Raw genomic sequence first — 22,472 nt, 5'->3', positions numbered from 1 at the left:
CCGTCATAACACCTCACCATATGTTTCAGGCAAAAATTTGTCTGTATTCTTTCCTAGGATTATGCTTGTACCTGAGCCATGGTACAGGCCTCAGTCAGACAACTCATCTCTTTCTTTCTTCTTTCGCTCAAGGCATGGACTCTTTTCTTAATGTTCTTGGTCATCTTTACAATAAGATGGCTGGTTTTTATTATCACAGGTAACTGTACAGGTGCGCCTGACTGCAGGCGGGGATGGGTTGGTTATGACTATCGAAGCTCATGGTCTGGAGATTCGCATTGGGGCACGGCTCCTCCTATCACCAACAGATTTCATAATTTCTCCAGGTGACCGAATTGGTCTGGTTGGACGGAACGGGGCAGGAAAAACAACTCTAACCAAGGTCATTACTGGCGAAACCCTTCCTTCTTCTGGAACTGTACGAGTATCGGGCAAGTTGGGATATCTTCCTCAGGACACCCATGCGGCCGATCAGGAACAGTCAGCTCTTGACCGGATTATGTCTGCCCGCGATATCGCTTCTATTATTTCCCGTCTGAGGAAAGCAGAAAAAGAAATGTCGAGCACCGATCCGTCAGTTATGGAAAAAGCCATGCGCCGCTATGACCGTGCTAACCAGGATTTTGAGAATGCAGGCGGATATAGTGCTCAGTCTGATGCCATTGTTATGGCTGAGAGTCTGGGAATTCCCCAGGATATTTTAAGAAATTCTCTGGGCACCCTATCCGGTGGACAGAGGAGGAGGATTGAACTGGCTCGGATCCTCTTCTCTGATGCTGATACCTTAATCCTGGACGAACCGACCAACCATCTGGATGCCGATTCCATTGACTGGCTGCGGAAATATCTGAAATCGTATGACAAAGGGCTCCTAGTAATCTCTCACTCCAGCGAACTCTTAGGAGAAACGGTCAATAAGGTCTGGCATCTGGATGCGCAAACAGCCCAGATTGATATGTATTCCATGGGCTGGAAGGATTATCTTCATCAGCGGGTGGTTGACGAAGAGCGTCGCAGACGGCAGCGGGAAATTGCTGAGAAGAAAGCAGACCGGCTGATGAAGCAGGGTATCCATCTGCATGCCAAGGCAACTAAGGCAGTGGCGGCTCAGAATATGATCCGCCGGGCTCAGCGGCTCCTGGATCAAACTCATGGCGAAAGCAAGAAAGAAAAGGTGGCTGATCTGCGCTTTCCTACTCCCCAGCCCTGCGGCCGCACCCCCATCATGGCTTCCGATATTTCTAAAGCTTACGGTTCTACCATTGTCTTTGCCGGAATCAGCCTAGCCATTGATAAAGGCTCCCGAGTAGTCATCCTGGGCTATAACGGGGCGGGGAAAACAACTACCCTGCGTATTCTGGCCGGACAGGATCAGCCTGATACAGGCCAGGTTATTTATGGTCATGGGGCAAAAATCGGTTACTTCGCCCAGGAACATGATACCCTGGACACTTCGTCCACAGTCCTGGAAAATATGCAGCATGTGGCTCCGGATCTTGATGATACTCAAACCAGATCCATTCTGGGAAGTTTCCTCTTCACAGGTGATGATGTATTTAAGCCAGCTTCGGTTCTTTCCGGCGGCGAGAAAACCCGGCTTGCTCTAGCCACCCTAGTAACCAGTGGAGCTAATGTTCTCCTTCTGGATGAGCCGACCAATAACTTGGACCCAGCCAGCAGGGAAGAAATCCTCCATGCCATCTCCAAGTACGAGGGAGCCATCGTTCTGGTTACCCACGACGAAGGGGCTGTTCAAGCCCTGAATCCGGAACGGGTTCTCCTTCTGCCGGACGGAGATGAAGATCTGTGGGATGATGAGTATCTGGATCTAGTTGCTGAAGAATAAACCCGGGTAAGCCCAGGCCGACTTTATTCCTCTCCTGTCTTACCTTCCCCCTCCTGTCTCACCTTATAAAATTTTCATCTGTAGCCCCTTCTTGCTATACATATTATTTATGACTCTCCTGCAGCTTAAATATTTGGTAAAAATCGTAGAGTGTGGTTCCATGAACGAGGCTTCCAAGGAACTTTTTATTTCTCAGCCCGCTCTGAGCTCTGCTATCAAGGAACTGGAAAAAGAGATGGGGATTGACATTTTTACCCGCTCCCCCCAGGGAATTGCCCTGACCGTTGATGGCAGGGAGTTTATCACCTACGCCAGGCAAATTCTGGACCAAACTGATCTCCTCGAAAACCGGTACAAGCATACTAAACCTCGCAAGCAGCTCTGCCAGGTAGCGACTCAGCATTATATGTTCGCTATTGAGGCATTTGTGGAGATGATAAAAGAAATTCAGTCGGACGAATATGAGTTTGCCATACGGGAGCTGAGAACCCGGGATATCATTGATTCTGTCGCCAATTTGCAGTCAGAAATAGGGATTATTTATACTTCAGATTTTAACCGGTCTGTTATCAGCCACCTTCTGAAAGAGAAGCACCTGGAATTCCACCCTCTCTTTAAGGCTCAGACACATGTGTACCTGTCCAGAAGCAATCCTCTGGCTCAAAGGTCGTCCGTCTCGCTGAAAGATCTGGAGCCCTACCCCTTCCTTCAATACGATCAGGGAGAAGAAGGCAGCTTCTACTTTTTTGAGGAAGCTCTCTGGCCGACTTATTGCCGCAAAAAAATCAACGTGAGCGACCGGGCGACCATCTTCAACTTCATTGTGGGCCTGAACGGGTACACCATTTGCACCGGAATCAATAACGAAGATCTGGACAGCGAAAAAATAACCGTCGTCCCTTTGGATTCACCAGAGGACATGATTTTAGGCTGGATTGGAAGTGAGCGCACCAACCTGTCCCATGCGGCTCAGGACTACCTGTCCAAACTCAGGCAGGTAGTCCAGTCTCATGGCTACAGCACTCTGGAATAGAGGAAGCGAAGGCTCTGAGGCAGACTTGTCATGCCCCGTATTTTTCCAAATAAGCCAAAGCCTGACTGTAGTGAAGGTCATCCAGGACAGGATTGCCGGAATCGTTCTTCAAGGTTCGAGCAGCAGTCAGGACTTGCTGGATAGTAGCTATGGGGATTACCGGGAACCCGAATTCCTGGCTGATCAAATCAAGGGCCGACCGGTCTGAACCTATAGCTTTTTCCATACGATCTACGCTGAGAATCAGACCGCAGATGGTCACATGAGCGGCGGATTGAATCTTAGGAATAACAGTCCTCACCGCCGTCCCCGCAGTCATGACGTCATCAACCAGCAGGACCTTCATCCCATCAGTCAGCTGGGTTCCTACAAAAAGACCACCATCACCATGGTCCTTGGCTTCTTTTCTGTCGAAGGTATACCCTACTCTCTGACCATGAGCAGCCAGGGCAATGGCAGTAGAAACAGCCAGGGGGATTCCCTTATAGGCAGGTCCAAAAACAGTATCAAAATCTCCGTTCAGGAGACCTTCTTCTATAGCCAGCCTGATGGCCTGAGCATAGAAGGAGCCCAGCCGGGAAACAGTAGAACCGTCATTAAAAGAACCCGCATTAATAAAGTAAGGGGACTTCCTGCCTGATTTCAGGGTGAAGTCTCCAAAACTCAGAGCTGAACATTCCAGGAGGAAGCGGGTAAAATCCTTGCTGAGAATATTCCTGGAATCTGTCTTTACTCCAGCGGCCATGTTTGTCCTTTCTTTAATAATTCAGCTAATTCTGGGCGCGAGTCCAGTTCCTGATCCAGCTGTCTGGCAATGTGCAGGGGAGCAGTAGGGTCAATCAAAGCAGCAGATCCTACCTCTACGGCATTGGCTCCTGCATAGAGGAATTCCAGGGCATCGTCGACCGTGGCGATTCCTCCTATCCCAATAATAGGAATTTTGGGAAGAGCCTGCCGAACCCGGTAAACAAAGGCCAGGGCCATAGGATGAATAGCCGGACCTGATACCCCACCGGTAATATTGGCAATAATGGGTTTACCGGTTTGTGTATTAATCCTCATGCCCACAAAAGTGTTAATCATGCTAAGGGCATCTGCCCCATTGGCTTCTGCAGCCCGAGCTACCTCCGTCATATCGGTAATATTGGGCGTCAGCTTGATAATCATAGGCTTGTCTGTCAGGGGTCTCAGCTTCTTCATCAGCCTTTCCAGGGCATGGGGATCGGAGCCCACAGCCATACCGCCAGAAGACACGTTGGGGCAGCTCACGTTAATCTCCAGCATATCGGCGGGGCTGTCGGCCAGTTTTTCCACTACCTGACAGTAATCCTCATCACTGTGACCAGCTACATTGGTCACGACAGTTGCTCCTAGGTGTTTCAGACGGGGAAGCTCATCATTCAGATAAACGTCTACCCCGGGATTCTGCAATCCCACAGCATTAACCGTTCCTGCAGCACTTTCAGCAGACCGGGGTACTGGATTCCCCTCCCAGGGTACAGGTGACACCCCCTTGGTGCTGACTGAACCCAATTGAGAAACATCATAGAAGCGGCCACAAGCGTCTAAGTTGAAGGTCCCGGATGCTGTCCCCACCGGATTTTTCCAGACGACTCCTGCCAGAACGGTGGGGTGCCTAAAAGAATAGGCACGGTCAGTTGCTGAGGCAAAATTATCGTCTTCCTCTGCCACGTCCTGCACATATCCATGCCTGTTAGACATATCCTGATCTGTCATATTACTCCCATCCCAGATAATCAGCGGTAAAGGAAGGTCCATCCAGACAGACCTTCTTATACCCTGCAACAGTTGGAGTCACGCAAGAGAAACACGAGCCGTAACCACAGCCCATTCTCTCTTCCAGACTAAGGCGGACCGGAACCGAATGTTCCGCCCCCCAATGCGCCACCGCCCGCATCATGACTTCAGGCCCGCAGGCCAGGATCTGCGCTTGATTCTGGACCTGACCCTGGACCTGATGGTACCGGTCCAGTAAGGTCAGGACATTACCGTCAGCGTCATCAATTGAATATACGTTCTTTGTATACTTGCCCATGATGGCATCGGCAAAATGAATATCACGATAGCCAAAAAGAGCCACAGCCTGAGACCCGGACAGGTGATTAATATCTTGTGCAGCTTTGATCAAAGGAGGAACCCCCAATCCTCCTCCTACCAAAAGACAAGAGCGCCCTTCCTCCAGAGGAAAAGGAGTCCCCAGAGGTCCAAGCACAAAGACAGACTCTCCTTCTGACAGAGAACTGAGCTGGCGGGTACCTTCTCCCCTGACAGCAAAGATAAAGGAAACGGCTTCTCCTTCAACATAACCAATGCCAAAAGGACGGGGAAACAACCTTTGCGAATCATGAGTATAAAGGTTGGCAAACTGACCAGCCCGGGCATTAGCTGCAATATAAGGATCAGAAATTGTCAGACAGAAGATTCCCGGCGCCAGCTCCCTGTTGGACAGCACAGAGGCAGGTCTGCGTGAAGGGAGAAAACCATGGCTGTGGGCCAGTCCGGCTGAGGCTGCTGGTTCCGGTGCAGCAGTTCTGGTGCGACTGAAACCTGGGGATGTCATAAGGTGTCCTTTCTACTGAAGATTTATCATGTGTGGTCTGAGTCCTTGCGGACCTGCTAATTCAGAACCGCAGTCAGGTCATCCCTCATCTGGCGGGCAGCCTTCCGGGCAGCCTTCGCCACCAGATCAAGAGCCTGTGTTCTGGACATATCGGGCCGGTATGAAGGATCTTTCTGCCAGGCAGCAATAATCCCCCTCGAAGAGCTGATTGATGCCCCATAAGAGCTGTTGTCGGTAAAGAGGGCAGCCACATCAGCTGCAGTGCCGCCCTGAGCCCCGTATCCAGGAACCAGGAGGAAAGTATGTGGCAAACGGGCCCGCAGATCAGAAGCCCGGTCAGGATGGGTGGCTCCTACCACGGCACCAATCCTGCTGAAGCCATAGCCTCCCCTGCTGTCTTGCCCCCAAAGCTCAATCAGTTCAGCCAGGTGCTGGCTAACTGTCGTTCCGTCAGGACCACAGGGCAAGGCTTGCAGCTGGCTGCTGGAAGGATTTGAGGTTGAGCACAGGACGAAAATATCCTTGTCAGCTTTTTCTGCAGCCTGGAGAAAGGGATGAATCCCGTCATACCCTAAAAAGGGATTAACCGTTATGGCATCCTCGTGCCACAGATCTTCCGTCTCCAGGTCTCCTACAGCAGGAGAACCAGCAAGATGAGAGGCGTAGGCAGCAGCCGTCGTTCCAATATCTCCCCGTTTAACATCGCCCAGCACATAAAGCCCCTTGCTGCTGGCATAGGCAGTGGTCTTGCAGTACACTTCCAAACCAACCGGACCCAGGGCTTCATACATGGCTATCTGTGGTTTGACAACAGCAACAAGACCAGTGACAGCATCAATTATCGACCTGTTGAAATCCAGATAGGACTGAGCCAGTTGCTGAACCGACTCTACCTGAGTCAGCTGCTGAGGCAGGATTTGGGGTTTGGGGTCCAAACCGACAACGCTGGGATTCCCCACTTTTTTCAGGACTGTAATCAATCGGTCCATGAATCCTCCTTTTTGGCTAGGATAGCCATAAGCTCGGGTGAAGCATAAGAAAGACTGCCGGAAAGAATGGTTGCCATGGCTTTACCGGTTACCGTCCACTGATCAAAGGGTGTGTTTCTCGCCTTCGATAGAAAGTCCTTTGCCTCGATAGTCCACGTTTTATCCGTATCAAGAATGACCAGGTCCGGGGCCTGACCCGCCCAGGGGTCATCGAAAGAATAAGACCAGGATTTTAGATCGCAGACCGGGTTCCCTTCTTCCTGAGAAGAAAGATGCACTAAGGGATCATACACATTCTGCCCCAGGAGCCGGGCTGGTTGCACAGACATAAGGTCTATTAACCGATTGTCAGAAATTATGCCTCCATCCACCAAAAGGGTATGAAGAACCGGATAGGCAGTTTCCAGACCAATAATGCCGTTTGGAGCCTCCATCAATCCGGCCTCTTTTTCCTCCAGGCTGTGAGGAGCATGATCAGTGGCAATCATATCGATGGTTCCATCTGCTACTGCCTCCAGCAAGGCCTGGCGGTCAGCCTCAGACCTCAGGGGAGGATTCATTTTAGCCATGGCTCCATAGGTAAGAAGAGCCCTGTCATTTAAAGCCAGGTAATGAGGAGCCGTTTCACAGGTAACTGCCAGCCCTTCAGCCTTGGCCTTTCTGATAGCTTCCACAGAAGCTTTGGTGCTGATATGCTGCAGATGAATATGAACCCCTGTTTCCTTTGCCACTTGTATATCCCGGCTAACGACAGCGATCTCAGTAGACCCGGGAATTCCTGGAACTCCCAAAGTTCTGGACGTGTCCGATTCATTCATAATACCCTGCTCATGATGCTCACAGTGGTCAATGAAAATAATTCCCGCCTTCAACGCCAGGGCGGCAACATGAGAAAGGAGGTCATCAGGGACGGCTGCCCCATCATCACTCAGGGCAAGGGCCGGATGAGATGACCAGGTCAGGCTTTCTTCCCAATCGTGAAAGGAGGAGGCCTTTTTTCCTTGCCGTCCCTGGGAAGCAGCCAGGCAGAGAGCATATTTCACAGGAAGAAGGCATGACTGTGCTTCCTGATAATGGTTCAGGTAATCCAGACTGGTTCTGTAACCCCCTACCCCTCCTGTTACCGGAGCACCGTCCAGGGCAGGAACAGTATTGGGCATAATAAGGAGACCAGTATATCCACCTCGGGCAGCAGCCTGAGCCCCAGAAATCATCGTTTCTTTATAGGTTTGACCAGGATCCCTAAAATGTACATGAGGATCCCTCAACCCAGGAGCCAAAATTTTTCCTTGACAGTCAATAACCAGCGGTCCGGGAGCCTTCTGCTGATAAACTGAAGAATCCAGAGAATCCGGAGAATGCTGTTTCCGGTCTGAATCTGAGCTTAAGGCAGAATCTGAGCCAGCAAGATAAAGATCCATCACCTGATCGCTGTTCCAGGCCTTCAAGTTGGTGAAAAGAAGGTCAGGATGAGAAGGAAAAATCTGGGGAGGATTCTGCTGATTCATAAGTGAGCCTTATCATCGCAGTAATCGCAGCGGTATTCCAAGACTGAAGGATCAGCCGTTTCTACCCGATGAAAAAGCTGGTCAAGTCCGCGCTCGCTGGTGGTTATACAGCGGGGATTGCGGCAAATCACCACATTTTTTACATGATCGGGTACCGAGGGAGTCAGCTTTTTTTCTATCTTCCCCTGATGAACGATATTTACGGTTGCTTCATGGGCCACCAGGGCCAGAACGCTCAGATCTATCTGAGTTTTCCCCTCAATCTTGATGATATCCTTGGTCCCCAAACGGCCGCTGGCGGCATTCATTATCAGGGCCAGGCGGGTAGTCTTTTCGTCAATATTCAAATAGCGAAGAACTTTAAAGGCCCTGCCCGCAGGGACATGATCAATAATGATTCCTTCAGAAATACTGGTAACTTCCATCAGGCCTCCACCTGCCTTTCCTTCTTTTCCTGCTCATCGTCAGAAAATCCCGGAGCCCGGTCCCCTATCAGAGAGCTTTCCAGGGCCATTCTCATGCGCATACCCAGCTTTACCTGCTGGAAATATGCAGCCCGGGGATCTTTATCCACCTGGGGAGAAATTTCATTCACTCTGGGGAGGGGATGGAGAACTGCCATATCTTTCTTAGCTAAACTCATCTTATCTTCATCGAGAATGTAGGTATCGCGCAGACGAATATAATCATCTTCATTGAAGAAACGCTCTTTTTGAACACGGGTCATATAGAGTACGTCCAGATCTCCTATAACCGACTGCAAATCTGTTACCTCACTATAAGAGCAAGATTCGGTCTTGCTGATTCTATCCAGAACATATTGGGGAGTCTTCAGCTCGGGCGGGCTGATAAGGACAAAGCGCACATTGCCAAAGCGGCACAAGGTCTCAATGAGTGAGTGAACAGTACGGCCAAAAGTCAGGTCTCCGCACAGACCCACAGTCAACTGGTCCAGACGACCAAAGCGGGCCCTGATAGTAGCCAAATCTGCCAGTGTCTGGGTGGGATGCATGTGTCCCCCGTCTCCCCCGTTGATCACAGGAACAGTAGAGGCCCGGGAAGCCACCAGGGCAGCCCCCTCCTTGGGGTGGCGTATGGCGATGACATCAGCATAATTGGAAACCGTAGTCACTGTATCTGCCAGGGATTCCCCCTTGGTAGCTGAAGACAGCTGTGCACCGGCAAAACCGATGACCTGACCACCCAAACGAAGCATAGCAGTTTGAAAACTTAAACGAGTCCTGGTACTGGGCTCAAAGAAGAGGGTTGCCAGGATTCTCCCTTGACAGGTAAGCATGGCCTGCTGGGGATGGGAAGCAAAATAATCAGCTTTGCGAAGTAAATAATCAATTTCTTCCAGACTCAGATCATCAAGGGTGACCAGACTTTTGCCCTGAAGACAATGACCGGGAAAAAGAGGGGATGAGGATTGGTGCGAAACCGAAATCTCAGACATAACAATGCCTTTCACAGGATCTTCCAGATGTTCAGGCGGACACATATTCAGTGACCTCATCAAGTTTAGGGTATTTAAAAGACAGTTCGTTGACGACAGACAAGAATAAGTCGTCCGTATGATGAGACTTTTCTTTCTGCTACACTGTTTCCATTACACATGCTGCCCGGGAGGATATTTATGCAACTCATCACCGTCATTGTTATTATTATGGCAGCTGTCCTCCTCTCTTCTCTTGTCAGCCCCTATATTCCCCGTGTTTCTCTGCCCCTAGTGCAGATTGCCCTGGGCTTGGTCTGCTATTATCTTCCTTTTATTCCCACAATCAGTGTGGATGACAGCATCTACATGATTGTCTTTATTGCCCCCCTCCTCTTTTTTGATGCAAAGGAATCATCCTTGCTCACCATCAGAAAAACCCTGGCGGTTTCCCTTTCCCTGGCTGTTGGTCTGGTTCTGCTCTCCGTCGTGGCTACTGGCTTTACTCTCCACCTCCTGTGGCCGGCTATCGGCATCCCTGCCGCTATGGCCTTGGGAGCAGCCTTAGGGCCAACGGATGCAGTAGCCGTATCTGAAATCAGAAAAGAGGCGGATTTAAACGATAACCAGGTATCTATCCTGTCGACAGAAAGCCTTTTCAACGATGCGGCCAGCATTGTCAGCTTCCAGTTTGCTCTGGCTACGGCCACAACCGGAAAATTCTCCCCGACCAGTTTTACCGGCAGCGTTCTTTACAGCTTCCTGGGAGGTGCTGTTTTGGGACTCCTTCTAGGTCTGTTTTTCAGCGGTCTTATGCTTTTCCTGCGCCGAAAAAGTCTGGAAACCACCACCAGCCGGATTACTATGGAGCTCCTCTTCCCCCTTTTATCCTATACTCTGGCTGAGCACATCCATGTGTCAGGAGTAATTGCAGTGGTCGCTGCCGGATTGATTTTGACCAAGGACAGGAAAGATCTGGGCAGCGATGTAGCCAGAACAAATCTGGTCTCCTCTTCCGTCTGGACCTTTGTTACTTTTAGCTTGAATGGAAGCGTTTTTGTTCTTCTGGGCATGGAGCTGCCTGAGGCTTTGAAACACAGCATCTCCAGCCCACTAATTAACACCTGGCTCTTACTTGTTACTGTCCTTGTTCTCACCCTGATTCTTCTCTTCTTCCGATTCTTATGGATTATGGGTGCTATGACTTTCTCTCCAGTTGATAAGCAGGAAGGCGGAAACCAGGAAGGGCAGAGAAACACGAGAGGCAGAAAAAGAGGAATTAGGGCCTGGAAAAAGTCTGAGATCAAATCTGCCCTGACAATGACCGTGGGGGGAGTCAAGGGAACTATTTCTCTGATTCTTGCCTTCTCCCTCCCCTCATCCTTGGGGACAGTCAACAATTTCCCCGTCCACTATGCCCTGCTCTTTATCGCCGGCTCCTTTATTATTATTTCCCTCGTCCTGGCAAACATTGCCCTTCCTTTACTTGCCCCCAAGAATGATGCCAAGCAGGAAGAAAAACTGACTCAGGCTACGCTTCGTGTGCTGAAAAGAACCATGAGCAAACTTTCCTCCCTGCAGCCAGTCGATGCAGGGACAGAATCAGCACAGGCCCTGTCCGCAGTGCTCCACTCTTATTCTCTGAGAATAGCCAGAGAAAATAAGAACCAAAACTCAAGCTCAGACATGTGGGAAGATCAGGTAAAGGATTTGCACATTCAGATGCTGGAAAAAAGACGGCAATGGCTGCTCGATTATCAGGCCAGCCATCCAGATTGTGAATACGCTGTCAGCCATCTGATGGCCCCCATCGAATCTGGCCTGTCTGCCAGCACAAGAAAATTGACAGATAAGCTGGGTATGAGACTGAATTATCTAAGGCTACGCATCCATATCCTTATTTTGCTTCGTTCCCCACACGCCCGGTCAGGAATACCATCTACAGCCAGCCCTGACAGTGTGGAAGATCCTAGTACCGGCAAGTCCATTGTGGAGCTTCAGGAAGAACTGACTGATTACACTATTACGAGCCTCCTCGACATGATGCATCATCTGGATTCTCATTCCTATCCCCCTGATGTTCTTGCCCTAGTTCTAAGCGACTATCAGGCTTTGCGATCGACCTTAACCTTCGCCGGTAAGAGCAGAAGCAGCAGAAACCGGCAGGAATGGGAAAGGGCCCTGTCTCACATGCAGGCCCAGGCTTACCAGATTGAGCTGGAAACCATAACTGAAATGCAGGATCGGGATGAAATAACCTTGTCCCAGGCCCGGAGAATGCGGTCGAACGTCTACATTATGCAGTCAGATGATGCTTTGGATGATTGACAGGATTAGCTGTCACCGACCGTAGAAGAGCCTTTCTGCTACCTTACGGCAACGGCGCATGTCATGAATAAGCTTATTGGCAAACTCCTGCCCCTGATGGGCCTGCCATCCCAGGCAGGCGGCCATTCCTCCCAGAGAAAAAGAGTCATCGGGGATGATATCTGCCTGCTTGACCCTGCCTGTCCACAAATAATGAGCATTCCGGGCCTGAGTGCATAACTGCCAGGTTGATCTGAGTACTTCGGCATCGGCAGGATTAACAGTTCCGTTTTCTTCCAGAGCTTTGAGGGCCTGCAGGGTGGACGTGGTGCGAACGCTGGTAGCATCCTCTTCCTGGCCAGGAGGACAGACTGCTCCGCAGCTCAGCTGAAGCAGTTGAACAGTCCACTCTACATCAGATAAACCTCCGGCGCCTAATTTCAGGTGTCTGTCCCTCTTAATTCCCCGAGGCAGGCGCTCAGCTTCCATTCTGGCCTTGAGGGTACGGATTTCGGTCACTTCTTCATGGGTCAGCCCTCCAGACCTGTATCGCAGCGGATCTGCCACTTGTCGGAGGAAAGTCTCAGCCAGCATCCTGTCCCCCGCTGCGTATCTTGCCCGCAGAAGGGCCTGGTGTTCCCAGGTCTGTGACCAATGAGAATAATAATCCTGATAGGACTCAAAAGATCTGATCAAGGGGCCATTCTTGCCCTCAGGCCGCAGATCAAAATCTAAATCAATCTTGGCTTCAGTTGTCTGTCCACCTGTAAGGACAGCCCTGAGATCTGTCACTACAGCTTGGGCAAAGGCTGCGGCCTGATCAGAGGGGAAGCCCGAATTTTGATCGTAGATCATCATGATGTCAGCATCAGAAGAGAAGTTCACTTCTCTACCTCCATACCGACCCATGGCAATAACTGTAAGAATTGCAGGAGGGTGAGAGGGATCACAGCCAAGCAAAGACAACTGATGGCGAATAGCCCAGGAGAGGCTGGCATCAATAGCAGCATCGTATACATCAGTCATGGCAGAGAGGCTCTGTCCGCTGGTAATAACCGAACTCATCCATCCCAAGCCAATTCTTTCAATTTCCCGTCTTCTCATGGCTCTGATAAGCGTGGAGAAACTTTTGAGATCATCAGGAAAGCGGCTGAGGGCACTGCGGCAGCGGATATCCAGCTGCTGCCTGGTGTGAGGGTACAGATCGCTGTCAGAACCGAGCCAAGTGATGGATTCTACCGATCGGTTCAGGGCGTCGCCCAGGAAACGAGAATTAGACAAAATATGACTCAACCGTCTGGCGGCCACAGGAGAATCTCTCAAAAATCCCAGATAAGGGCCTCCATTGCCGTGGTTCTCCACCAATCGACGCCAGGCCAACAGACCCATATCAGGATTTTGACCGTCCCCCAGCCACAAAAGAACAGCAGGCAGGAGGATCCGATTAATTTTTGCTGCCCGGCTCACTCCCCTGGTCAAAAATTGTACATGTCGGGTCGCAGCCCGGGGATCAGCAAAGCCAATGGATGTAAACCGGTCCAGTAAAGCCTGGGGAGACAGGCGAATGGCATCATCGGACAGATGAGAAATATCGCCCAGCATGGGACGGTAATAAATATCCATATGGAGGCGGCGAATCTGTCGTCGGGTGGAGTCGAAGGTATCGACCAGCTCCTGGTTAGGCATTTTCAGGGCTCGGGCCAGGCGGGTCAAGGCAGGATTGTCCCTTATCTCTTGCTGCTTGAGATTTCTGGGTTTCTCCAGTCCTCCCCTTTTTCCTTGACCCAGGGAAGGAAAAAGATGGGTTCGACGCATAGTCCATAACTGCTGTCTATGTTCCAACACACGCTCAAACCGATAATCCCAGGACAGGGCCTGGGCCTGTTTGCGGGAAACGTATCCTCCCCTGGCCAGGCGGGTCAAAGCTTCCAAGGTGGAAGACACTCTCAGGGATTCATCAGTTCTTCCGTGAACCAGCTGGAGCATCTGCACTGTGAATTCCACATCTCTCAGCCCTCCCCGGCCCAGTTTAATTTCCAGATCTTTCTGGTCGTCCGGTATCAGATTTTCCACCCGTTCACGCATACGACGGCAGTCAAAAACAAAATTCTCCCTAGCCGATGCAGTCCATACCAAGGGCCTGGTTTCTTCTATATACCGTTGGCCTAAATCCCTATCCCCTGCAACGAATCGTGCTTTAAGCAGGGCCTGAAACTCCCAGTTCTGAGCCCATCTGCGGTAATAATCCAAATGAGAGGCAAGAGTCCTGACCAAAGGCCCATCCTTCCCCTCCGGACGCAGGGCACAATCCACTTTCCACAGGGGAGGCTGAGTAACAGAAGGGATAACAGACTGGCATATTTTCTGCAACCAGGTTCCCCAGGCTGTTCCCCTAGCAACCAGTTGGGCCTGGGACAGGGATTCGCTCCTGGGCTCAACGAGATAGATTAAATCAACATCTGACACATAGTTGATTTCCTGGGCCCCCAACTTGCCCATTCCAATTACAGCAAAAGACAGGTCTTCTGAACCAGGAACCATGTCAGCAGCAAGATTCAGGGCAGATTCTAGGGCACAATCAACCACATCGCTGATAGCTGCCGATACGCGGGGCTGGATATGAATGGGATCATCCTGGGAACAATCAGCGGCGGCAAGAGCAATAATCTGTCTCCAGTACTCATGCCTGAGAGCGTTAATCTTAGATGCGCCATTATGCTTCTCTTCCTGGTGGATAGACGTATCAGTCTGCTGACAAGAATGGTAATCTGGAGAATGATGATCCGGCATGTGGCCTGGATCCCGGATCTGAGCCTGATTTATTGCATGACTTATGGCCAGCTGGAAACTTTTTCTCCTTTCTTCTTTAGTCCAAGCGTAGGTTCCATAGTCATCGGGAAGCACAACGGCGGCCAGCAAATCGGGCTGGGACAATAGCAGGCGCGATATTCTTTCCGAGGCTCCGGCAAGTGTAATCAGCCGGCTCAAGGGAGAAGACAAGTCCCACTCCCCCTGTTGATGGCTCTGTTCCAGAGCAGGGACTGCATACGCCCTAGCAATAATATCCCTGTGGACCGGGCTATGCAGAAGGGACTGAAGACAGGCAAGGGCTGAATCCGGATCGCTGGCAGAGGCCAGAGCCTTCAGGAGGGTTGGCTCTTCCTGCAGTCCCATGGTGTTCAGTTCTTCTAAAATCCTTACAGCCACATCGGGCATAGTCACTCCGGAACGAATAAGCTCACTTTCAGTAATCACGCCTTACTCACAGTCTTTAGGCGTGAAAAGACCGATAAGAAACTGCTTCCCTGTATCCCAGTCGGAAAAAGGATCGTTGCTGGCAATCAGGGCAACAGAAGCCGGAGACAGTCCCAACTCAATAGCATCCACATACGATCTTTTGCTGTCTGAGCCTGACAGCCAGTGAGCAGCTGACGATACGGTGGGCTCATGTCCAATCACCATAAGGGTGTGAACCTTTGCGTCACAGGAACCAAGGACATCAATATACGCCTGAAGACCCTGATCATACAAGGCTTTCCGATAAGTGACTTCAGGTTTGTCTCCAAAAACTTTCAGCATCCTGTCTGCCGTCTGCCGAGCCCTCTGAGCACCGGAGCATACCAGACTGTCAGGATTCAAATCCATAGATTTAAGCGCTTTGGCAACTCTTTTGGCCTGTTTGCGTCCCTTGTCCGTCAACTGACGCTCTATGTCTCCACCCTGATTTTCTGCTTCAGTTTTAGCATGACGCATGAGAATAAGACGATATTCATACCCATGGGCTCTCTTGGATATTTTCGAAAGATTAGCACTCACCGTTTCATCACCTCTGACTGGTAAACCGTATCAGAATTTCTGCTTTCATTCTACTCCATCTGTCTGCTGGTCTGACCGGTCTGACTTATCTTCCTGCTCACGGACAGATTTATCAGCAAAAGCCGTCACATTGTCTGCTTGTTCACGCAAATCCCTGAGAACCTTACGAATTTTCCGATCAGACATATCTCTCAATTGGAGGGTCTGCAAATCACGGCGGCTGTCAATATCAGTATGGGTGTCTTTGGAAGCCTTTTCTCTCTTATACAGGGCCGGGTAACCGTCAGCCATAGCCCGGCTGACAATAATAAAACCAGTATGACCGATCATCTGATGCTGTGGACGCACAGCCAATCCGTCAGCCTTCCAGTTACGTTCCAGGGTCTCATGGATTTCTGGTTCAGTCCAGTGCCCTGACTCCCTCAATTTTTCTGCCATTCGGCTCATCTGAGTGGCAGTAGTTACATAGGCAGTGAGTATTCCTCCTGGAGCCAGAACCCGGCCAGCCTGATCCAGCCGATTCCAGGGATCCAGCATATCGAGCACAATCCGATCAAAATAGTGATCTTCCAGCTGGGAACAAGTGCTGTCAAAATCTCCGACCATCAGCTTCCACCAATGAGGAAGAAAGCCATAGAAAATCTGAACATTGCCCCGGTAAATCTGGGAAAAATCTTCCCGGACCTCAACAGTGGTAACCTGCCCCTGAGGGCCAACAGCTTCCAGGAGGTTAATTCCCAGTGCTCCGCTCCCTCCGCCTGATTCCAGGACCCGCATGCCGCTACGGATATCACCCAGCTGAAGAACCTGGGCAATATCTTTGGGATACATTATCTGTGCCCCTCGGGGCATAGATAAAACATAATCATTCAGGCGGGGCCGCATAAGGCAATATGACCAGCCGGACATTTTTCTTCCTGCCGATCGCTCGGATGGTACCGGTTTGACACCTGTTCCCCGTCCTGTTTCTGCTCCTTCTGCCTGTTCATCAGACAAAGAGGAATTGAGCTGGACGGTAGTAACAACAGTTCCCTCGCTGGACCCAATCAGATCATCATGGCGAATATAGCCATGAGCTGTTTGGGTATAGCGACCGGGGACCAGCTGCAGGGTAATCATGGACGATTTCCTATCGGTCAGCTGGACTTTTTCCCCGGCTCTCAGCGGCCCCCGCCTGATAGTCACTCTTCTTGCCCCTGAGTGAACTGAGAATTATACAAGGCAGCATAAGCACCGCCAGCAGCTAGGAGCTGCTCATGATTACCCTGCTCAATGATGGATCCATGATTGACTACCAAAATCAGATCGGCATCCCGAATGGTAGACAGGCGATGAGCAATGACAAAACTGGTCCGCCCTACTCTCAGGGCACTCATGGCATTCTGGACCTTGACCTCTGTCCTCGTGTCCACTGAGCTGGTGGCTTCATCCAGAATAAGAATGTCAGGGTTCGACAGGAGGGCTCGGCAGATGGTCAGGAGTTGCCTCTCCCCCAAGCTCAGTTCCGAACTGTCTTCCGTTAGCACAGTCTCATAGCCTTGAGGCAGTTTACGGACGAATTCATCCACATGAGTAGCCCTGGCGGCCTCAAGTAAACGGTCATCTGTTCTCAAAGAAGGGTCATGAACTCCGTAGAAGAGATTATCTCTGATTGTCCCGTCAAAGAGCCAGGTATCCTGGAGGACCATACCAAAATGAGAACGCAGATTCTGGCGGGTGATCTCCCTGGTCTTGATTCCGTCAATAGTAATCTCTCCCTGATCAACTTCATAGAAGCGCATGAGAAGATTAACCAAGGTCGTCTTGCCGGCTCCAGTTGGCCCTACGATTGCCACAGTCTGACCTGGTAATGCTTCCAGACTCAGATTACCAATCAGCGGATTCCTGGGATCGTAAGAGAAAGAAACATTGTCAAAGCGGACATGACCCTGGATAGGACCGCCTGTCCGTTCGATCAAGCTGGGAGTAGAAGGATCTTCTTTTTCTGCCTCTTCTTCATCCAGGAATTCGAAAATCCGGGAGGTACTGGCCAAAGCTGACTGGAGCATGGAGGCCATGGAAGCAATCTGCCCCAGGGGCTGGGAAATTTGGCGGGAGTACTGAGAGAAGGCCTGAAGATCGCCCAAGCTGAGATTCCCGTTGATCACCCTAATTCCGCCAAAAATGACCACTAAAACAAAGGAAAGGTTGCCGAAGAAACCGGTAGCAGGATTCATAAGGCCGGAAACAAAAGTTGCCTTAAAGCTGGACTCATATAGTCCCTTGTTGTATTCTTCAAACTCTTCCTTGGCTTTCTCCTGCTGTCCGTATGCACGAACAACCATATGACCAGAGAACATTTCCTCAACATGGGAATTAACCTGTCCGGTTTTTTGCCATTGAATAACAAACTGAGGCTGGGTAATGCGAAGAATAACAGCCACAGTCGCCAGTAGGAAGGGAACTACAGCCAGAGCTATCACAGTCAGCAGAGGAGAAACAGACAGCATCATGATGACAGTACCGATAAATTGGAAGCTGGAGAAGAAGAATTCACCCAGGATCTGCTGTAGACTGCCAGAAATGTTATCCATGTCGTTCGTGGTCCGGCTCATAACCTCCCCGCGGGGAACCCGGTCAAAGTAGCGTAAGGGCAGGGAATTTATCTTGGTTTCAATCTGCCTGCGCATTACATAGACACTGTCGGCCACCACCCTGGTCATAAGGAAATTCTGGACCAGGCGGAAAAGGATTGACAGGAGATAAATGCCCACTACTCCGGCCAGAACCCAGGCTAAGGCTGTCCAGTCAATGCCCTGGCCAACATGAATATCGTACTGGGAAATGAGGGAAGCAAATTTCCCCTGACCGCGGGACTGAAGCAGTTTCTGAATCTGGCCGGTACTCATCCCCTGAGGCACCCCCATCCGGGTGAGAAGAACGTCCAGAACTCCTGTAAAGAGAAGATTAGTTGCCTTGGCCAAAACCTTGGGTGCATACACGATCAGTCCTACACCCACGATACCAGCCAGAATCATGCCTATAAAACGAACCTTATCAGCCAGAAGGTAGCGGATCAAGCGGGACAGGGTGTGCCGACGGCTGCCGGTTATTTGCGGTGATGATTGCTGATGTGACATTTACTTTTCTCCTTCAGCCTGGTTAAACTGCAGGGATTCAACGTCCGGCCCCTGTCCTCCCTGGGATTCAACAATTTCCTGATACGCGGGACATGTTTCCATCAGTTGGTCGTGCTTTCCTCTTCCCACAATACGGCCATTGTCCATAACCAAAATCTGGTCAGCTGTCCGAATGGATGAAGCCCGTTGAGCCACAACAATTTGAGTAGCCTGCCGGGTCACCGGAATCAAAGCCTGATGCAGACGCTTGTCAGTGGCCACATCCAGGGCTGAGAAGGAATCATCAAAAGTATATATTTTAGGATTTCGCATCAGAGCCCGGGCTATGCACAGTCTTTGCTTTTGTCCTCCGGAGAAGTTGGTGCCTCCTTCAGCTACCGCCGTATCAAGTCCATCTGGCTCTTCACGCACAAAATCTTCAGCCTGGGCTACCTGCAGGGCCTTCCACATCTGATCGTCCTTGCCCTCAGGATCTCCAAAACTCAGGTTAGAGCGGATAGTACCGGTAAAAAGCAGGGCTTTCTGGGGAACGGTTCCAAAAAGAGTGTTCAGCTGGTCTGGATCATATTCTTTGACATCGTGTCCATCAACCAAAACCTGCCCCTCAGTTACATCAAACATCCTGCTGGCCAGGCGGATGACGGTCGATTTTCCTGACCCGGTGGAGCCAATAATGGCTGTGGTCTGCCCAGGAAGAGCTGTAAAAGAAATATGAGAAAGGACCGGTTCTTCAGCACCGGGATATTGGAAGGATACGTCCTTAAATTCCACTTCTCCCCTGGGCTGATCAGGCCAGTAAGGATGGTCTGGAGCCTGAATCTGACTGACTGCCGTAAGAACCTCATGTATACGGCCGGCAGCCACACTGGCCCGGGGAAGCATAACGGACATCATGGCCGCCATCATGGCTCCCATGAGAATAACCATCAAATACTGAATGAAAGCCTGCAAAGAGCCAATTTCCATATCTCCTGATTCAATCAGCTTGCCGCCAAACCACATGATAGCCACATTGGACATGTTGATAATAAAGAACATGAGCGGAATCATGGTGCTCATTAGACGACCAACAGGAATCAGAATATTGTAAACATTGTTGTTGGCTTTTTCAAAACGATCTGTCTCTGTTTTTTCACGAACAAAAGCTCTGACAACCCTAACTCCGGAGATTTGTTCCCGCACCAGGCGGTTCAGGGTGTCCAGACTCTTCTGCAACCGTTTGAAAAGCGGTCCCATCTGAGACAGGAGAAGCATGGCCACAATCACGACAATAGGAATAATAATTGCAATGGACCAGGTCAGCTTGGCATTCTGACGGATAGCCAGGATCAATCCGCCAATGAACATAATCGGTGCTTGGAGAATGATCAGCAGAGCCTGCATAGTAGCCTGCTGAACCTGAAGAACATCATTGGTAGACCGGGTAATCAGACTGCCGGCTGAGAATTTCTCCATTTCGTTCAGAGAGAAGTTCTCTACAGAAGCAAAAAAGTCCCGGCGTAACTCGTACCCCAGTCTCATACCTATTCTGGTAGATAGATAGGAGGCAGCAATGTTGGCTGCAATCTGAGCCAGTGAAATTCCTATCATGACCCAGCCCAGCTGGTACACCTTGTCAGTATCAGCCGTGGCTACGCCCTTATTAATAATATCAGCCTGCAAATTGGGCAGATACAGATTCAAAATAGTCTGCGCAATTTGGAAGACCACCAGGATGACAATCTGTCCCCAGTACGGAGTCAGATATTTCCGCCATATTTTTAGCATCCTGATCCCCTTTTCCACACCAGTTTAAAATAAGTATAACAAACTCGCTTAGTTTACAACTGATAATGGAAATCAAGATCAGGAATAGCTTACAGCAAACTCTGGTAAACCTTAATGGTTTCGTCGGCTATGGCCTGCCAGGAAAAAACGTCCCTGGCTCGCTGATATCCAGCCGCACCCATCTGCTTAGCCCGGTCAGGGTTGGAAAACATCTGATCAATGGCAGCTGCCATGTCATGAACAAACTGGTCGGGGTTGGTGGGAGTCCCAGTTCCGTCGTGAACCTGATCAAAATGAACCAGAATCCCGGTCTGACCATCAAGAACTACTTCAGGGATCCCTCCGGTGGCACTTCCTATGACCGGTAATCCGCAGACCATGGCTTCCAAATTCACAATCCCCAGGGGCTCATAAATACTGGGGCAGATAAAGGCATCAGATCCGTGCTCCAAGGCATTAAGCTGAGGTCTGGGCAGCATTTCTTCAATCCAAATAATATTGCCCCTCTCCTGATCCAGCTTTTCAAATGCCTGGCGAACCTCTTTCATAATCTGTGGAGTGTCGGGGGCGCCGGCGCAGAGAACAACCTGAATATCCTTGTTAATTAAGGGTAGGGCCTTAAGCAGGTAAGGCAGCCCTTTCTGATTGGTAATCCGGCCCACAAAGAGCAGAGTAGGCTTGGACCGGTCAATATGATACCGGTCAAAAACAGCCCAGCCGGGATCATCGTCAGCTGGCTCAGGGAATTCAGACAAGGTAATACCGTTGTAAACTACCCGTACCTTGCTGGGATCGACGGCAGGATAGGCCTGGAGAATATCCTCCTTCATTCCCTGGGAAACAGCAATAATGGCATCTGCATTCTCATAAGCATCTTTCTCCGCCCAGGAGCTCAAATGATATCCCCCTCCCAGCTGATCAGCTTTCCAGGGACGGAAGGGTTCCAGGCTGTGAGCAGTAATTACCAGAGGAATGTCATTGAGCTGGGAAGCCAGGCGGCCAGCCAGACAGGAGTACCAGGTATGGGCATGGACCAGATCTGCATTCACATCCTTGGCCATCTGCAGGTCCAGATTAAAAGTTTGCAGGGCAGGATTTGCTCCTTTCATGGAAGGATCAACATCGTAGCCCGCAACCTCTAGGGAACCGGCTGCAGACGGAGCAAGAACCGGAACCTGGTCAGGACTGCGGGGACCATCAAAAGCCCGCACGGTTACATCAATCTTTTGAGCCAGGGCAAGGGACAGCTCTTCTACGTGTACTCCTGCTCCCCCGTATACATGAGGAGGAAATTCTCTGGTTAATAAGTCAACATGCATAACTGCTCCTTTGCTTGAACGGTAGCTGGTGACCCATATGCACCATTACCAACAAATCACCGCCTCTTTTATCTTACCCTGATTCGTTATCAAAACGCCAGGCGAGAAGAGAAATCAGCCAAAGAGCAGAGAGATAAGTAGCCTAAATTGCCGTTCCGTTTTCATCCACATTGGGGTTGTCTCTCATAGGACGTGCCAGGAAGAAGATATTGAGAACACCCAGGCAGAAAAGAATAGTAACTATCACAATGACAGTCGTGGTTGTTGGCACCCAAATCATGACAACAAAGGCAATGGCTGTAGCTACCAAGAGAACCCAGTTCAGGAGGGTAAACCACCAATGAATAGGATGGGCGTTCCTGCTGGCAGATCGTCTGCGCCGCATTTCTTCCCGCCTGGCAGCTTCCAAACGAGCCTGCTGCTTAGCTGCTTTATCCTTTTTCTTCTGCTTATTCCTGCCACTTTTTGTGGATGCTACAGGCTCCACAGCAGGGTTAGCTGAAGGGACATCTGATCCATTGTCTGACCGTTGGACACTGCTGGAGGGCTTCCATTCACCCTGAGCCCTCTCCTGCAGATGAACAGATCTTGTATTAAGGTTCTGCTCATCCAAAACTCCAGCTGAACGCTTCTCTTCCTGAAACTGAGCCTTGTCTTTCCCCTGACGCCGACGTTTTTGGGCTGCCCTGCGTTCCCTGCGATTTGCCATGCGAACTCCTCCACCTGAGTCGTCTTTGTACCTTATCTGTTGC

17 protein-coding genes are annotated in these 22,472 nt (G+C 50.4%); 3 read left to right on the top strand and 14 right to left on the bottom strand.

What is annotated here, in order from left to right; all coding sequences use genetic code 11:
* Positions 1 to 244 precede the first annotated feature (244 nt).
* Complete coding sequence (locus tag SCIP_RS03340) at positions 245 to 1,846, top strand: ABC-F family ATP-binding cassette domain-containing protein (protein WP_006293108.1); 1,602 nt, start codon at positions 245 to 247, stop codon at positions 1,844 to 1,846.
* A gap of 109 nt (positions 1,847 to 1,955) precedes the next feature.
* Complete coding sequence (locus tag SCIP_RS03335) at positions 1,956 to 2,879, top strand: LysR family transcriptional regulator (protein ID WP_006293107.1); 924 nt, start codon at positions 1,956 to 1,958, stop codon at positions 2,877 to 2,879.
* A 28-nt stretch (positions 2,880 to 2,907) separates the two neighbouring features.
* On the opposite strand, the gene pyrE is transcribed toward SCIP_RS03335, so the two are convergent.
* Genes pyrE through pyrB form a run of 7 tightly spaced genes read right to left on the bottom strand, consistent with a single transcriptional unit; the run spans position 2,908 to position 9,413 of the window.
* The gene (gene pyrE, locus SCIP_RS03330; RefSeq protein WP_006293106.1) at positions 2,908 to 3,624 is read right to left on the bottom strand and encodes an orotate phosphoribosyltransferase; all 717 of its coding nucleotides are present in this window, start codon (positions 3,622 to 3,624) and stop codon (positions 2,908 to 2,910) included.
* Positions 3,609 to 4,616, bottom strand: a complete 1,008-nt coding sequence (locus tag SCIP_RS03325; RefSeq protein WP_006293105.1) for a dihydroorotate dehydrogenase — start codon at positions 4,614 to 4,616, stop codon at positions 3,609 to 3,611. The genes pyrE and SCIP_RS03325 overlap by 16 nt, the downstream gene beginning before the upstream one ends.
* A 1-nt stretch (position 4,617) precedes the next feature.
* Positions 4,618 to 5,460, bottom strand: coding sequence for a dihydroorotate dehydrogenase electron transfer subunit (locus SCIP_RS03320; protein WP_006293104.1), 843 nt, complete (start codon positions 5,458 to 5,460; stop codon positions 4,618 to 4,620).
* Positions 5,461 to 5,516: 56 nt separating this feature from the next.
* A complete protein-coding gene (pyrF, locus tag SCIP_RS03315; RefSeq protein WP_006293103.1) occupies positions 5,517 to 6,449 on the bottom strand; it encodes an orotidine-5'-phosphate decarboxylase in 933 nt (310 codons plus the stop codon).
* Positions 6,437 to 7,957 carry a dihydroorotase gene (locus tag SCIP_RS03310; protein ID WP_006293102.1) on the bottom strand — a complete coding sequence of 507 codons (1,521 nt, stop codon included), beginning with the start codon at positions 7,955 to 7,957 and terminating at the stop codon, positions 6,437 to 6,439. Before SCIP_RS03310 ends, pyrF begins: the two co-directional genes overlap by 13 nt.
* Positions 7,954 to 8,382 (bottom strand): aspartate carbamoyltransferase regulatory subunit, encoded by a 429-nt coding sequence (locus SCIP_RS03305; RefSeq protein ID WP_006293101.1) that lies wholly within the window; start codon positions 8,380 to 8,382, stop codon positions 7,954 to 7,956. Before SCIP_RS03305 ends, SCIP_RS03310 begins: the two co-directional genes overlap by 4 nt.
* Positions 8,382 to 9,413 (bottom strand): aspartate carbamoyltransferase, encoded by a 1,032-nt coding sequence (pyrB, locus tag SCIP_RS03300; RefSeq protein WP_040591088.1) that lies wholly within the window; start codon positions 9,411 to 9,413, stop codon positions 8,382 to 8,384. The genes SCIP_RS03305 and pyrB overlap by 1 nt, the downstream gene beginning before the upstream one ends.
* Before the next feature lie 180 nt (positions 9,414 to 9,593).
* On the opposite strand from pyrB, the gene SCIP_RS03295 reads away from it, so the two are divergent.
* Entirely contained in the window at positions 9,594 to 11,720 is a 2,127-nt protein-coding gene (locus tag SCIP_RS03295) for a cation:proton antiporter (RefSeq protein WP_006293099.1), read from the top strand.
* A gap of 12 nt (positions 11,721 to 11,732) precedes the next feature.
* Here the strand turns inward: SCIP_RS03295 and SCIP_RS03290 are convergent, their stop codons facing one another.
* The 7 genes from SCIP_RS03290 to SCIP_RS03260 all read right to left on the bottom strand — a co-directional run bounded on the left by SCIP_RS03290 (position 11,733) and on the right by SCIP_RS03260 (position 22,429).
* A complete protein-coding gene (locus SCIP_RS03290; RefSeq protein ID WP_006293098.1) occupies positions 11,733 to 14,954 on the bottom strand; it encodes a bifunctional [glutamine synthetase] adenylyltransferase/[glutamine synthetase]-adenylyl-L-tyrosine phosphorylase in 3,222 nt (1,073 codons plus the stop codon).
* A 3-nt stretch (positions 14,955 to 14,957) separates the two neighbouring features.
* Positions 14,958 to 15,515: a SixA phosphatase family protein gene (locus tag SCIP_RS03285; protein ID WP_006293097.1), complete on the bottom strand. Its 558-nt coding sequence runs from the start codon at positions 15,513 to 15,515 to the stop codon at positions 14,958 to 14,960.
* 45 nt (positions 15,516 to 15,560) lie between these two features.
* Positions 15,561 to 16,694: a tRNA (adenine-N1)-methyltransferase gene (locus tag SCIP_RS03280; RefSeq protein ID WP_048349335.1), complete on the bottom strand. Its 1,134-nt coding sequence runs from the start codon at positions 16,692 to 16,694 to the stop codon at positions 15,561 to 15,563.
* Positions 16,695 to 16,696: 2 nt separating this feature from the next.
* Complete coding sequence (locus SCIP_RS03275) at positions 16,697 to 18,634, bottom strand: ABC transporter ATP-binding protein (protein ID WP_006293095.1); 1,938 nt, start codon at positions 18,632 to 18,634, stop codon at positions 16,697 to 16,699.
* Positions 18,635 to 20,401 carry an ABC transporter ATP-binding protein gene (locus SCIP_RS03270; protein ID WP_040590582.1) on the bottom strand — a complete coding sequence of 589 codons (1,767 nt, stop codon included), beginning with the start codon at positions 20,399 to 20,401 and terminating at the stop codon, positions 18,635 to 18,637. It abuts the gene before it with no gap.
* Positions 20,402 to 20,490: 89 nt separating this feature from the next.
* Complete coding sequence (gene glgA / locus SCIP_RS03265; protein ID WP_006293093.1) at positions 20,491 to 21,720, bottom strand: glycogen synthase; 1,230 nt, start codon at positions 21,718 to 21,720, stop codon at positions 20,491 to 20,493.
* A gap of 142 nt (positions 21,721 to 21,862) precedes the next feature.
* Positions 21,863 to 22,429 (bottom strand): hypothetical protein, encoded by a 567-nt coding sequence (locus SCIP_RS03260; RefSeq protein WP_006293092.1) that lies wholly within the window; start codon positions 22,427 to 22,429, stop codon positions 21,863 to 21,865.
* Between the last annotated feature and the right edge of the window lie 43 nt (positions 22,430 to 22,472).

It is taken from the genome of Scardovia inopinata JCM 12537 (assembly GCF_001042695.1).
GTDB lineage: Bacteria > Actinomycetota > Actinomycetes > Actinomycetales > Bifidobacteriaceae > Scardovia > Scardovia inopinata.
Note: the sequence above shows the minus strand (reverse complement) of the source record. Positions and strands in the feature narration are given on the sequence as shown.